This window comes from Serratia sp. CoH_134_PS_4, from assembly GCF_058190535.1.
In genome coordinates this window covers 21,929-35,923 of sequence record NZ_JBXWKI010000012.1, presented here as the reverse complement: position 1 = coordinate 35,923, position 13,995 = coordinate 21,929, and the positions used below count along the sequence as shown (strand labels likewise).

The window sequence follows — 13,995 nt, the reverse complement described above, 5'->3', positions numbered from 1 at the left end:
TGTCCCCATTTTGTGGAGCCCGTTAGTCCCGCCTTTTTAGGTTCAAGACTATCGGGTTTTTTGTTGCCTGTAGAAAATCACCGGCTGAAATAATCGCCCAAACGCTTATGCGATCAATCAGAGACTTTGCGAGTAGCTCACCCATTTACTCATATCTTGATGGGATATATTTCCACCGCATACGACAAGCCCAATCACGGCATTATCGGGCAGCGTGGCGGCAATTGACATAGCGGCAGGTATGAGCGTTCCAGATGCCAGTTCAACCCATAACTTCGCCTCTTCGCCAAACGCAACCATACCTTCCACGGCGGCCTTATCCGATACCACAATGATGTCCTCAACATAAGCGTGAGCATGGGCAAGCATCATTTCGTCAATGACGGGTACACCGAGAGTAGAAATAATCGACGTAATCTCAACGTTAACAGGCTTACCCGCGCGAAGTGCCTGATGCATTGAACTGGCGCCGGGCGTTTCAACACCCCAAATTCGAATATCGGGCTTAATCGCTTTCAATACCGTGGCCGCTCCCGCCAGCATGCCACCACCACCAACGGCAATAAAAACATCGGTCAACTCAGGACAATCGGCAATAAATTCAAGCGCGAGCGTTCCATGCCCTTCAGCTATCAACGAATCGTTACAATCATCGATGACGACATATCCTTCATTGGCCAATGCTTTAGCCCGCTCAAACGCAGCCTGAACATCGGTTTCTATAATGACGACGCTGCCCAGCTCACGAACCCTGTCGATAGCCGTTGCGGGGGCGCTTGGCGGCATAATGATAGTAACGTCAGCGGCAAAAATTTTCGCTGCCTCGGCTATCGCGATACCAAAATTACCGCCACTCACGGCAACAAACCGGTTATTTTCGAAATTGTCTGCCAGCTTCAAAAACTTATTTAGCACCCCCCGCGCCTTAAAAGAGCCACCAAGCTGGGTGTTTTCCAGTTTCAGAAAGACTGGCCTTTGAATTTTTTCGGCCAGTTTCGAACCGGGTATGGCTGGCGTCCGAATAATCTTCCCAGATAAACGTTCTGCTGCTTCAACGATGGCGTTAAATTCAATTAATTTTGTCATGTTTGCCCAGTCAGGTGGATGTTACTGTTGTAAGTAGGCATAAAGCTAACCGTGTTTTTCTGTGCCTTACGGTAGACTCCTGCCTTTTTTATCGACACCAAACTACAGGCTTTTACTGCCGTTTTCTATGGCTTCGCACCAGGGTGCGATAAGCAAAAAAAAGCCCGCCAGGGGGGCCATTGCCAACGGCACAATGCACTCCCAAGACGGGCCTTTTTCTGGAAATTACTTAGCCGAGCTAATGATTAGCTCACATCGATATTACTTCTGCTCTGCTTTGCTCACGGTGTCTTCCGCTTTCCATACGCGGTATTTCACTTCCACATCTTTCGGCACGTAGACCACGATTGGCAAGCGGCTGTTGTAGCGTTGCATGGCAGCGTCACCAAGGTTGGCGGCGATAAATTTCTGTTGTTTGGTGTTATCTGGGCAACCCATCATGGTTGACGCTGGCTCAGACAGTTTTTCCAATACCAGGTAGTCGTAGCCCCAACCAGAAAGCGTTTTGCTTTCCAGCGTGCCGCCGATCATGTGGTGGTTACAGTCCACTTCCAGCGTTTTTCCGATCAGCAGTTCCACTTTGAAATTTTCTTCATGTTCCTGCTTCGGCAGGTAAATGACCTGACGGTTCATGCCTTTCTCAGCCTTCGGATATGGCGCGACCTTCTCGAGCGGCTGTTTGCTGATATCGGTGTCTTCGGGAGAGGTGGCAGCAATGGCGCTGGCAGAAACGGCCATCAGCAGGCCGGAAAATACGACAGATACCTTGTTCATGTTTTATCCCTACAATTTATTAAACTCACCGCTCATAAACTAATACACTACCGACAAGCCCGCCAGTAGTTTAATCTTCTTTACAATGTGCAATGGTCAGTGACAAAAACCCACCAGTGACCATTGTCTGGGATAAATCATTATTTAGGTGCGTTTTTGGCTATATAAGCCTTAACGACCTGATAGACATAATCCTGGCACGCAAGGCCCGTCTGTGGGTCGTATTTACCCTGATTAGTGATATTGTTCGACAGTACGCGAATACCAATAAACGGAATGTTAAAGGCGGCAGCAATCTGTGCGGCTGAGGCCGTTTCCATCTCTTCAACCGAGGTATGATAATTGGCGTGGAAAAAACTGATGCGGTCCAGCTCGCTGTTCCACACATCGGCGGAGCCAATCACGCCTTCAACCACCTTGCCTTGGGTATAGCTGTCTTTAACTCCCTCAGCGTCAGCCAACAGTTTGCCATCTGCCGGGAATTGACGGATCGTGTGGGCATTTTTATCTTCACCCGCACTGCCTTTTGACGCCAACAGATCCATCGGCTGCCACTGTCGTGAGTCGCTGCCTTCGCCGGCCGCTTTCTTCGGGGTCTTAAACGCACCCAGGCTGACCGAATACTTACCCAACACAATGTCATACACCTTCAGTGCCGGGTCGTGCCCCCCCGCGGTCCCCTGATTGATGATCGCCACCGGATGAAAATGAGTCGCTGCAATCGCTGTAGCCGCCGCGGCATTAGACATGCCTTTCAGGGTTTCCGACACCACCACAGGATAGCCGTCTACCGTACCCTGCCAAAAACGCCAGCCGCCAATCTGCTCTTCACGCGGGTTGTCCAGACGCTGGGCAAAACGCTCCGCCTCCACTGGCATTGCGCCCTGCACGACAATAGGCGCAGCAGCAACGCTCTGCTGCGCCATAGCCAACGGTGAAAAAAACGTGTTACACGCAACCAACAGCGCAAGATTTAATTTTCTAGTCATCACCACATCATCCCAATAAAAAAGCAAACGATTACCTTAGCCGAAAGCGGTGCTCTCGCCTACCGCTTTCTGACGCCAACTCTCTGCTGCATTTAAGGTTTTCTTAAGACAGAATTATTACAGTACGACTATCTATTGATGTCACTGAGTCAGCGTGTGAACCCAAAACCTTCATTAAATCAATCCTCAACAACATCCCAAATTAAGACTAACGCCCTTTACTCACTGCCAGCATCCTTTTACCGTTGGCAGGTTTTGGGATTGATCGTCAGTGGTTTGTTGTTCCTGTGGCTTTCACGCAACGAACAACTTGACTGGGCAATCAGCAATGACTGGTTCGATCCTGCCAGTGGGCATTTCCCTTGGCAGAACAATCACTGGCTGGATTTGATTAACCACCGCTTGCTGAAAATCAGTGTCATTACCGGTGCAGTATTGGCGCTATTTTGGGGAATCTACCGCCGTAACCCGCGCATGATCGTCACTATGGTGTTGATCGGTATAGGGCCATTGGTCGTTGGGATCCTGAAAGCCACCAGCGCGCATTCCTGCCCGTGGGATTTGATCGAGTACGGTGGCAAAGCAATGTCCTTCCCACTCTTCGGCACGGTACCTGCAGAACCTGGACCGGGACGCTGCTTCCCCGGTGGTCACGCCTCCAGTGGCTTTGCCGTAATGGCACTGTTTTTCCTGTTTTATCCACAACGCCCGCGCCTGGCTTACTGGTGCTGGTTTGGCGGTATTACGCTCGGCATGCTGATGGGTTTTGGTCAGGTGATGCGCGGTGCACATTTTCTTACCCATAACCTATGGGCAGGTTGGTGGGTTTGGTTCAGCCAATTGGCTGTTTATTGGACGGTAAGCGGTTTTATCCGCCGCAAGACGAGGTAAATATTATGGAGCAGTTGAATCATCTACTTTTCGCCTGGATCAATGCGACCCCGGCGTCCCCCGAGTGGTTAATTGATGTTGCCACCTTTTTGGCGCGCGATCTGATCATTATCGTGCCAGCGCTGATCATCGGGTTATGGCTGTGGGGGCCGCAGAGCCAGCTGGTATCACAGCGTGAAGTGGTTGCAAAAACGACGATAGCTCTGTTATTTGCCATGCTTGCCGCCGCCACTATCGGCATGCTGCTGCCACATGAACGACCCTTTGTTGCAGGTGTCGGCTACACCTTCCTGGCGCATGCCCCGGACAGTTCATTCCCCAGCGATCACGGAACCGCTATCTTTACCTTCGCCCTGGCCTTCTTGTTCTGGCATCGGGTCTGGTCAGGTATTTTATTGCTGATCGTCGCAGGGGGTATTGCATGGTCCCGGGTTTATCTTGGCGTGCACTGGCCGCTGGACATGGTAGGCGGCTTCCTGCTTGGCCTGGTCGGTTGCTTGTTTGCCCAGCTGGTATGGAACCTGTTTGGTGACATCATCGCCACCAAACTGGCACGCCTGTACCGTTTCCTGTTTGCCTTCCCTATCCGTAAGGGCTGGGTGAAAGAATAAGCCCTTGCGCATTCCGGCAGGGGCAACGTAGCCCCTGCTCTCACACCACCCCGGTCGTCACACAAAACTCTCGCGTTTTTCCCACGGCTAACATCATCCCCGGCAATTGACTCTTTCCGTGCGGGCGGCACGTCGCAGGTTGAATAAACCTGAATGCGTGAAGGCCCCCCTGTTGCGTTACAGGGCGTAAACCATAGTTGAACTGCGCTGTGGAAAAGCGCGTGACATAACGCCGGCCTTTTGAAGCCAACATAAAGAACTCGGCCTGATCGACATACAGTGACAGATCGTCTGAACACAAGACCCCTTGTTCAGCAATATGGCCCGGTGGTGCCAGGGCCAGCACAGGCAAATTCTGCCGAAAAATCGCAGTAGGAATACAGCCATAGTTAAGCTGGCATACGTAACGGATCGGCAAGGGTTCATCCGCAAGGTTGGTGATATGCATTTCAAGGGTGAACTGTGCGCTGTCAGCCGCCAACCGCACGGCCGGGCGCAGCCGATATCGCTGATCTGCGGGTTCTCCCGACGCATAAAGCGACAGAGTCTGGCCGTCTATCTGCAGCCACACCTTCTGTTTACTTACTACTGAACCTTCCTGATACGGCCAGGGTGAATGAAAAGCAGAACTGCCCTCCAGTTTTCTCCTGACAAATCTGGTGCTACGGCGACCTGACTTTAATGAGTAGCCATCAAAATCGGCATCCCAAATCGTCAGATCACGGAAAGGAAGCACGCTTAACACACCACGGCTGTTTGCCAGCATCAGCACTTCCCCTGTTTCTTCGGTGCTGAACGCTGTAACAACAAAATCCGTATTGCGGAAAATCTCATCCGGTTGTGCCCTAAACTGCTCTGGCGCCAGATTTATCATTATATTCATTCTTTCCCCCTGGTTTTTCACGTGGGTAACCCTGTACTCAATATTGAATGTTATTTAAGTAACATTAAACACCCCGTATGTTACACACCAAACAGCCTAAAAACGATGATCTGTGCTTCATTTTTAAAACACCACTATGTTTAACGGCATTACGATGTTACTATTCTAACATTACTCACATCATGCTTTGTTTAAACGTCAATAAGGAATCAAGATGACTACCGAAAACATCGATTACGCCCGTTACGTCGACCATACCCTGCTGGCAATGGATGCCACTGAAGCGCAAATCGCCAAATTGTGTGAAGAAGCACAACAGCACAATTTCTACGCCGTCTGCGTAAACTCAGGCTATGTGCCGTTGGCTGCACATCTGCTGCAAGAAAGCCAAGTGAAAATTTGCTCTGTCATTGGCTTCCCTCTGGGTGCCGGCCTGACCGTAGCCAAAGCCTTCGAAGCCAAAGCGGCTATTGCCGCTGGCGCGCAAGAAATTGACATGGTGATCAACGTGGGTTGGTTGAAAAGCGGCCTGCTGGAAGAAGTCAAAGCTGACATCGCCGCAGTGCGCGAGGTTTGCGCGGCGATCCCGTTGAAGGTAATATTGGAAACCTGCCTGCTCAGCGATGAACAGATCGTTCAGGTTTGTGAAATGTGTCGCGAACTCGATGTGGCTTTCGTTAAAACCTCTACTGGCTTCAGCACCGGTGGTGCTCGTGAAGAGCATGTCAAATTGATGCGTGCCACAGTAGGCAGTGAGATGGGTGTTAAAGCATCCGGCGCCGTGCGCGATCGCGCAACCGCCGAGAAGATGATTAAAGCAGGCGCTACTCGTATCGGCACCAGCTCTGGCGTAGCAATCGTTTCCGGTGATCAGGCTGCCGCAGGCAGCTACTGATAACCTGAGGCGCCCCAATATCGGGCGCGCGCCGTGATAATCTGATGCGGGGTAATATGTCCAGCCAATAGCTGGCCACTTATTACCCCGCATTTGTGTGTTTGGCCTAGAGAAAACCGAGGCTGTACCCCGTCACTGCATGTGGGCACTGATCGTAGAGTAACGCGTGAAACATAAAGCCGCTCGAAACGTAAACGTGCCTTCAAAGGGTCAACGCCTTCGCGTTGCGGGCAATGATGGGACACGGCCTACTATATTGGCTCTTAACCCTGCGGGAAGACAGACAGATGGAAACACGGCGCGAAGAACGTATCAACCGGTTAGTGCAAGCGTTAAAGCGCTCTGACAAGATCCATTTAAAAGAAGCCGCCGTGCTGCTGGGCGTTTCTGAAATGACCATCCGCCGCGATCTCAGCGCGGAACCCGCTGCCGTGGTATTACTGGGTGGTTATGTGGTGGCAGATCCACGCAGTAACGGCGTGACCAACTACTTTGTATCCGATCAAAAAGCCAAGCAAGTCACCGAAAAACGCCGTATCGGTTTGCTCGCTGCAGCGCTGATCGGCGAAAATGACACGGTATTCTTCGATTGCGGCACCACCACCCCGGCGATCATAGATGCTATCGCTGATGAATTGGTCTTTACCGCAGTGTGCCACTCGCTCAACACCTTCCTGGCCTTGCAGGACAAACCCAACTGTAAAGTGATTTTGTGCGGTGGTGAATTCCGACCGAACAACTACATTTTCACGGCGGTTGGCCGCCACAACGAGCTGGATCATATCTGCCCTAATATCGCCTTCATTTCCGCCGCCGGACTGAGCCTGCAGCATGGCGCAACCTGTTTTAACTTTGATGAGTTAGAAATGAAGCACCGGGCCCTTAAGATGTCGCAACAAAAGATCCTGGTGGCAGATCACAGCAAATTCGGCAAAACCAAACCTGCCTGTATCGGTCCACTGACCCATTTCGACCGCGTGATCACCGATCGCCAGCCTGACCCACAGTTTGCGGAATTTTTCACCGAAAATGCGATAGCCATTCGTTTTTAATCTGCACTTCACCGTCGGTATTTGCCGACGGTAGGCTTCATTCTGCTCTTTATCATCCTTCAAAGACGAACAAATAACGTGCAATTGATTCGCTAATTTCTTTATCCGCACCCAATGTCAGGTTAATAAATTGCAACAGTTTGTCAGACTTATTCCTCTAACAGGAAAGAATCTGAAGTGATAATACTTTCTCTCTACGTCTAACAACCCTTTTATATGATAAATAGCGATAACTTCCACAAGATAAATATCAACAATTTCGTAACCTTGTCGCTTTAAATATAACCAAGTTGTTTTATTTATATGATGAATGGTTAAGCATTTCGTCCCGTTAATCGATCAATTAGTTTACCTGCGTTATTAGCTGGATATTGAAAATTAATCATTATATAACAATGCGTTAATTGAAATTCCACTTAGAATATTAATGTGATCTACGTCACTAAAACCGCTTAATCCGGGTTTTTAGCTAGATCCAAACCCACGCTTAAAATATATTGCTCGGCTTGCTGACAACTGCAGTGTTTTATCTGGTTACAGATTAGCGATACCCGATAAACCCTGAAAGATTTATGAGAGCGTTCTCAGCATGAAACCTTACACAAGCGCGCAACATATGCATGAAAAACCAATAAAAAAGCAGTTAGCCGCACACATTACGCATTTGAGAGCATGATCACGGTTGTTTCTACTGTAAATCGTTATCTTGCCGCCAACGAAAATCGGCAGGCAATGACCTTCCGGCAGCGGTACCGATATGATGCCTTCAACAGGCTAAATATCCTTTGATTAGTTATCCGGCATACGTGCCCACGGTAATTAGCATAATAAACAACCAGGGGGAGGCCAGCTATCCCCGCAAGCAGCACCTGATTCTTACCGATGCCGCTATCTCATATTGCGTCATTCGGTCTTAACCTTAAGTTTTGCCTTTAATTTTAAATTATCGTGTTCACTTCGGAGATATTTATGGACACTACACAGACCGGCACCATTGCCTCTGCGGCTTCTGGCTCTACCAGTACCTGGCGTAAAACCGACACCATGTGGATGTTGGGCCTGTACGGCACCGCGATCGGCGCGGGCGTATTGTTCCTGCCAATCAACGCCGGTATCGGTGGGCTGATTCCCCTGATCATCATGGCCATCATCGCTTTCCCGATGACCTTCTTCGCCCACCGTGGCCTGTGCCGTTTTGTTCTCTCTGGTAAAAATGCCGGTGAAGACATCACCGAAGTCGTTGAAGAGCACTTTGGTATTGGCGCAGGTAAACTCATTACCCTGCTCTACTTCTTCGCTATCTACCCAATCCTGTTGGTTTATAGCGTCGCCATCACCAACACCGTCGACAGCTTCATTACTCACCAATTGGGAATGACTTCGCCACCGCGCGCTATCCTGTCACTGATCCTGATCGTTGGCCTGATGACTATCGTGCGTTTCGGTGAGCAAGCTATCGTGAAGACCATGAGCATCCTGGTATTCCCGTTTGTTGGCGTGCTGATGTTGCTGGCTCTGTACCTGATCCCTAACTGGACCACCGCCATCTTCGACAACGTCTCTTTGTCCGGCGCAGGCACCGGCATGGGGCACGGCCTGATTATCACCCTGTGGTTGGCGATCCCGGTCATGGTGTTCTCCTTCAACCATTCACCTATCATCTCCGCTTTTGCGGTGGCCAAACGTGAAGAATACGGCCAGGAAGAGGCTGAGAAGAAATGCTCCCGCATTCTGGGCTTCGCTCACATCATGATGGTGTTGACCGTAATGTTCTTCGTGTTCAGCTGCGTGCTGAGCCTGTCACCGGAAAACCTGGCCGAAGCCAAGGCACAGAACATCTCCATTCTGTCCTACCTGGCCAACCACTTTAACAACCCGATGATTGCCTACATCGCGCCGGTTATCGCCTTTATCGCGATCACCAAGTCGTTCCTGGGTCACTACCTGGGCGCACGTGAAGGCTTTAACGGCCTGATTGCCAAATCGATGAAGAGCCGCGGCAAAACCATCAGCACCAACAAGCTGAACCGTATCACCGCTATTTTTATGCTGGTGACCACCTGGATTGTTGCGACCCTGAACCCAAGCATTCTCGGCATGATCGAGAACCTGGGCGGTCCAATCATCGCCATGCTGCTGTTCCTGATGCCGATGTACGCTATCCGTAAAGTACCTGCCATGCGCAAGTACAGCGGCCACATCAGCAACGTGTTCGTTGTTGTGATGGGCCTGATCGCCATCTCCGCAATCCTGTACAGCCTCTAATCAAGACCAGCCGGCGCTCCCTGCGCCGGCTTCTCTGCACGGCCCCCTTTCCTGTACTAACGCCTAACACCTGAAGAAGGAGGCGAAACCATGGTCAGCGTTTTCGATATTTTCAAAATTGGTATTGGTCCATCCAGCTCCCACACCGTCGGCCCGATGAAAGCCGGCAAGCTGTTCACCGATGAGTTGATTGCCAGCCAGCAGTTGATGGATACCACCCGTATAGTGGTCGACGTCTATGGTTCGTTATCTCTGACCGGTAAAGGTCATCACACCGATATTGCCATCATCATGGGACTGGCGGGCAACTTGCCGCACGACGTGGATATCGACGGTATTGCCGGTTTTATCCACGACGTTGGGCAACGCGGTCGCCTGTTGCTGGCCAATGGCCATCACGAAGTGGATTTCCCGCTGCAAACCAGCATGAACTTCCACAGTGATAATTTACCGCTGCATGAAAACGGCATGCGTATCCGCGCGTTCGCCAATGAGCAGTTGCTGCACAGCAAAACCTATTACTCGACCGGCGGGGGGTTTATCGTCGATGAAGAGCATTTCGGCCTGGCCGCGGCAAACCCGGTACAGGTGCCCTTCCCGTTCGCCTCCGCACGAGACTTGCAACAACACTGCAAAGACGCCGGCCTGTCGCTGTCCGGGCTGGTGATGCAAAACGAATTGGCATTGCACAGCAAGGCCGAGATTGACGCGCATTTCGCCGACGTCTGGCAGGTGATGCGCGACGGTATCGAACGTGGCATGAACACCGAAGGCCTATTGCCTGGCCCGATGAAGGTTCAGCGCCGCGCCGCCGCTTTGCGCCGCATGCTGGTCACGGGCGACAAAAACAATATCGATCCGATGAACGTGGTTGATTGGATCAATATGTTCGCCTTTGCCGTCAACGAAGAAAACGCCGCCGGTGGCCGCGTGGTGACGGCCCCGACCAACGGTGCCTGTGGCATCATCCCGGCGGTGCTGGCCTATTACGACCAATTTATTCGCCCGGTTAATCCAAATTCCTACAGCCGTTACTTCCTGACATCCGGTGTGATCGGCGCGTTGTACAAAATGAACGCGTCTATTTCCGGGGCCGAAGTGGGCTGCCAGGGGGAAGTGGGCGTTGCCTGCTCAATGGCGGCTGCGGGATTGGCAGAATTGATGGGCGGTAGCCCGGCACAGGTTTGCATCGCGGCAGAGATCGCCATGGAGCACCACCTGGGGTTGACGTGTGACCCACTGGCCGGTCAGGTTCAGGTGCCTTGTATCGAACGTAACGCGATTTCCGCGGTGAAAGCGGTCAATGCCGCACGTATGGCGCTACGTCGCACCAGTGAGCCGCGGGTGTGCCTGGATAAGGTCATAGAGACCATGTATGAGACGGGTAAAGACATGAACGCCAAATACCGCGAGACGTCGCAGGGCGGATTGGCGATCAAAGTGGTCGCCTGTAACTGATAAAAAAATAAGGGCGCAATTTATCATTGCGCCCTTTTATGGTTAACCGAATACGCTGCCGAACCACTGGGTCAGCTTCATCATCACCATGTCCCAGATACGGCTGAAGAAGTTACCTTCTTTCACTTCCTGCATCGCCACCAGCGGATATTGCTCAATGGTTTTGCCGTCGAGCTGGAAATCAATGGTGCCGACGACCTGATTTTTCGCCAATGGCGCTTCCAGCGTCGCCTGATTCAGTTTGTAACTGGCCTTCAGGTTTTTCATTTGCCCTTTCGGGATAGTCACGGCTGCATCTTTCGCTACGCCCAACGGTACTTCATTGACGTCGCCAAACCACACTTTCTGAGTAACAAAGGGTTTGTCGGTTTTGATCGGTGTGGCAGTTTCGTAGAAGCGGAAACCCCAGGTCAGCAATTTTTCACTTTCGCTAAAGCGGATACGATCGCTCGGTGCGCCCAGCACTACCGAGATCAGACGCATAGGACCGTCAGTGGCCGATGCGACGAGGTTATGACCCGCACCGCCGGTATAACCGGTTTTGATGCCATCCACGTTCAGATTCGAGCTCCACAACAGGCGGTTGCGGTTAATCTGGCGGATCTTGTTGAAGGTGAATTCTTTTTCTTTATGCAGCGCGTACTCATCAGGCACATCGCGGATCAGCGCCTGGCTCAGCAATGCCATATCGCGTGCTGTGCTGTACTGACCTTCCGCATCCAGGCCATGTACCGTCAGGAAATGGGTATTCTGCAGGCCCAGAGATTTGGCGTAGTTGTTCATCAACCCAACAAACGAATCCTGACTGCCTGCGACATAATCGGCCAACGCAATACTGGCGTCGTTACCCGACTGAATGACAATGCCCTTGTTCAGCTCCATCACCGGTACCTGATCGCCCGGTTTGATAAACATCAGTGAAGACCCACGCAGTGCCGGGTTACCGGTTGCCCATGCGTCTTTGCCTACGGTCACCATATCTTCCGGCTTGATCTTGCCGGCCTTGATCGCCTGCCCGATCACATAGCTGGACATGATCTTGGTCAGACTGGCGGGATCCAAGCGGGTATCGGCGTTGCCCTCCGTCAGGATTTTGCCGCTGTTGTAATCCATCAGCACATAGGCCTTGGCATCAATCTGCGGGGCAGCCGGCGCGTCGGCCGCCTGTACAACAGGAGCCGCCAACAACAGTATGCTGACGCTAAACGTTAATTTCTTCAGGGTGGTGGATAAGTTTCTTTTCATCATGACGTCGCCAGAGTGTCCATTCAAATCATTGAAATAGCGTTAACTTTCAAACATATTCACGTTTTCAGCCAACCAGCGAGAGTAGCCCGGCACGCGTTTGCCAACCGCAGACTCCCTGCGGCCCCATGACGGGTTAACGGCGCACCAAAAATGCCCTTGCTGTGAGTTTATTAGATTCATCTTATTTTTGCAGGGTTTAGCGTGAATTTTCAGCATTTTTACATAACTGTACGCTGTTACGCGTAAATTGGATGAAAAGCCTGCTGCACGCCGTTTTTTTAAACAACCCACGGCTACACGGCTGAACATCTGCACCGCTGCACATCTATGCCTCCACACGGCCAAATTGAATTAATATATTCCAAAAATGCATATTGAGGGGTTATTTGTTCTTTTTAATACGCTTATTTGCAGCGCTATCATCCAAATAACGGCCATTAAACCGAATTATTCTGGAGATTCCATGGCAATACCCCACTCCGTCATCGACATGATCGGCAACACCCCAATGTTGGAACTGACCCAGTTCGATACCGGCCCCTGTCGGCTTTTCATCAAGCTGGAGAACCAAAACCCAGGTGGCTCAATCAAAGACCGCGTTGCCTTATCGATGATCGAACAGGCAGAACGTGATGGAAGCCTACAACCCGGCGGCACCATCATTGAAGCCACTGCGGGAAATACAGGTTTGGGGCTGGCCCTGGTGGCAGCACTGAAGGGGTATAAGCTGGTGTTGGTTGTGCCGGACAAAATGAGCCGGGAGAAGATTTTCCATCTGCGTGCACTGGGTGTGGACGTCATGTTAACCCGCTCCGATGTAGGTAAAGGCCATCCGGCTTACTATCAGGATTATGCAAAACGTCTGGCGAGCGAGATCCCCGGGGCGTTCTATATCGATCAGTTTAATAACCCAGCCAATCCGGCGGCTCATACCCATACCACCGCACCGGAGCTTTGGCAGCAGATGGACCACCAGGTCGATGCCATCGTCGTCGGTGTCGGTTCCGGCGGCACGCTGGGTGGGCTGAGCCACTATTTCGCCGAGGTATCGCCGCAAACCGAATTTGTGTTAGCCGACCCGGCAGGTTCAATCCTGGCGGACTATCTCGATAACGGCCAGATCGGTGAGGCGGGCAGTTGGCTGGTTGAAGGCATCGGCGAAGATTTCGTCCCGCCGCTCAGCGACTTCAATCAAGTACGTAACGCCTACCGTATCGGAGACGCCGAGGCATTTACTACAGCACGCGACCTGCTACGCAAAGAGGGTGTACTGGCGGGTTCATCCACCGGCACGCTGCTGGCAGCCGCATTGCGCTATTGCCAGGCGCAGACCGAACCCAAACGCGTGGTCACGTTCGTCTGCGACAGCGGTAATAAATACCTGTCTAAAATGTATAACGACCATTGGATGCTGGAACAAGGTCTGTTAAGCAAACCACAGCATGGCGATCTGCGCGACCTGATCGCCTATCGTCATGACGAAGGGGCTGCGGTATCGGTAGCCCCCGAAGACACTCTGGCGATCGTTCATGCCCGTATGCGTCTGTATGAGATCTCACAGTTACCCGTGCTGGAAGGCGATCGCGTTGTGGGTCTCATCGACGAATGGGACCTGCTTAATACCGTACAGGCGGATGCCAACCACTTTAGCCTCCCCGCCACCCGCGCCATGACTCATTCCGTCAGGACGTTGCAAAAAGAAGCCAGTTATCAGGATTTACTCGCCACGTTCAATCACGGGCACGTGGCTGTGGTGCTTGATGATGAGCGCTTCCTCGGTTTGATTACCCGCACAGACGTACTTAACGCCTGGCGCCAAAAATTACGTTAATAAGGATGATTG

At 51.6% G+C, this 13,995-nt stretch carries 12 protein-coding genes; 7 read left to right on the top strand and 5 right to left on the bottom strand.

From position 1 onward, the window contains the following. Positions 1–117: 117 nt before the first annotated feature. The 3 genes from AC2FCQ_RS18170 to AC2FCQ_RS18160 all read right to left on the bottom strand — a co-directional run bounded on the left by AC2FCQ_RS18170 (position 118) and on the right by AC2FCQ_RS18160 (position 2,849). The gene (locus AC2FCQ_RS18170) at positions 118–1,086 is read right to left on the bottom strand and encodes a threonine ammonia-lyase (protein ID WP_490308754.1); all 969 of its coding nucleotides are present in this window, start codon (positions 1,084–1,086) and stop codon (positions 118–120) included. Between the two features lie 261 nt (positions 1,087–1,347). Continuing rightward, a complete protein-coding gene (gene eco, locus AC2FCQ_RS18165; RefSeq protein WP_209632508.1) occupies positions 1,348–1,860 on the bottom strand; it encodes a serine protease inhibitor ecotin in 513 nt (170 codons plus the stop codon). Positions 1,861–2,000: 140 nt separating this feature from the next. Continuing rightward, entirely contained in the window at positions 2,001–2,849 is an 849-nt protein-coding gene (locus tag AC2FCQ_RS18160) for a 5'-methylthioadenosine/S-adenosylhomocysteine nucleosidase (protein WP_490308755.1), read from the bottom strand. A gap of 138 nt (positions 2,850–2,987) precedes the next feature. On the opposite strand from AC2FCQ_RS18160, the gene AC2FCQ_RS18155 reads away from it, so the two are divergent. Continuing rightward, on the top strand, positions 2,988–3,740 hold the full coding sequence (locus AC2FCQ_RS18155) for a phosphatase PAP2 family protein (protein ID WP_404759972.1): 753 nt from the start codon (positions 2,988–2,990) through the stop codon (positions 3,738–3,740). Positions 3,741–3,745: 5 nt separating this feature from the next. Next, entirely contained in the window at positions 3,746–4,351 is a 606-nt protein-coding gene (ybjG, locus tag AC2FCQ_RS18150) for an undecaprenyl-diphosphate phosphatase (RefSeq protein ID WP_209632505.1), read from the top strand. Between the two features lie 40 nt (positions 4,352–4,391). Here the strand turns inward: ybjG and AC2FCQ_RS18145 are convergent, their stop codons facing one another. Continuing rightward, entirely contained in the window at positions 4,392–5,225 is an 834-nt protein-coding gene (locus tag AC2FCQ_RS18145) for an aldose epimerase family protein (RefSeq protein WP_265555355.1), read from the bottom strand. 223 nt (positions 5,226–5,448) lie between these two features. On the opposite strand from AC2FCQ_RS18145, the gene deoC reads away from it, so the two are divergent. The 4 genes from deoC to AC2FCQ_RS18125 all read left to right on the top strand — a co-directional run bounded on the left by deoC (position 5,449) and on the right by AC2FCQ_RS18125 (position 10,904). Beyond that, positions 5,449–6,129, top strand: a complete 681-nt coding sequence (gene deoC / locus AC2FCQ_RS18140; RefSeq protein ID WP_209632504.1) for a deoxyribose-phosphate aldolase — start codon at positions 5,449–5,451, stop codon at positions 6,127–6,129. A gap of 287 nt (positions 6,130–6,416) precedes the next feature. Continuing rightward, entirely contained in the window at positions 6,417–7,181 is a 765-nt protein-coding gene (gene deoR, locus AC2FCQ_RS18135) for a DNA-binding transcriptional repressor DeoR (RefSeq protein ID WP_209632503.1), read from the top strand. Between the two features lie 969 nt (positions 7,182–8,150). Continuing rightward, a complete protein-coding gene (locus AC2FCQ_RS18130; protein ID WP_209632502.1) occupies positions 8,151–9,446 on the top strand; it encodes an HAAAP family serine/threonine permease in 1,296 nt (431 codons plus the stop codon). Between the two features lie 90 nt (positions 9,447–9,536). Beyond that, positions 9,537–10,904 (top strand): L-serine ammonia-lyase, encoded by a 1,368-nt coding sequence (locus AC2FCQ_RS18125; protein WP_490308756.1) that lies wholly within the window; start codon positions 9,537–9,539, stop codon positions 10,902–10,904. 42 nt (positions 10,905–10,946) lie between these two features. Here AC2FCQ_RS18125 and AC2FCQ_RS18120 read toward each other — a convergent pair whose 3' ends face one another. Then, a complete protein-coding gene (locus AC2FCQ_RS18120) occupies positions 10,947–12,152 on the bottom strand; it encodes a serine hydrolase (protein WP_209632500.1) in 1,206 nt (401 codons plus the stop codon). A gap of 463 nt (positions 12,153–12,615) precedes the next feature. Between AC2FCQ_RS18120 and AC2FCQ_RS18115 the strand changes: the two genes are divergently transcribed. Continuing rightward, the gene (locus AC2FCQ_RS18115; protein ID WP_490308757.1) at positions 12,616–13,983 is read left to right on the top strand and encodes a pyridoxal-phosphate dependent enzyme; all 1,368 of its coding nucleotides are present in this window, start codon (positions 12,616–12,618) and stop codon (positions 13,981–13,983) included. Positions 13,984–13,995: the final 12 nt, after the last annotated feature.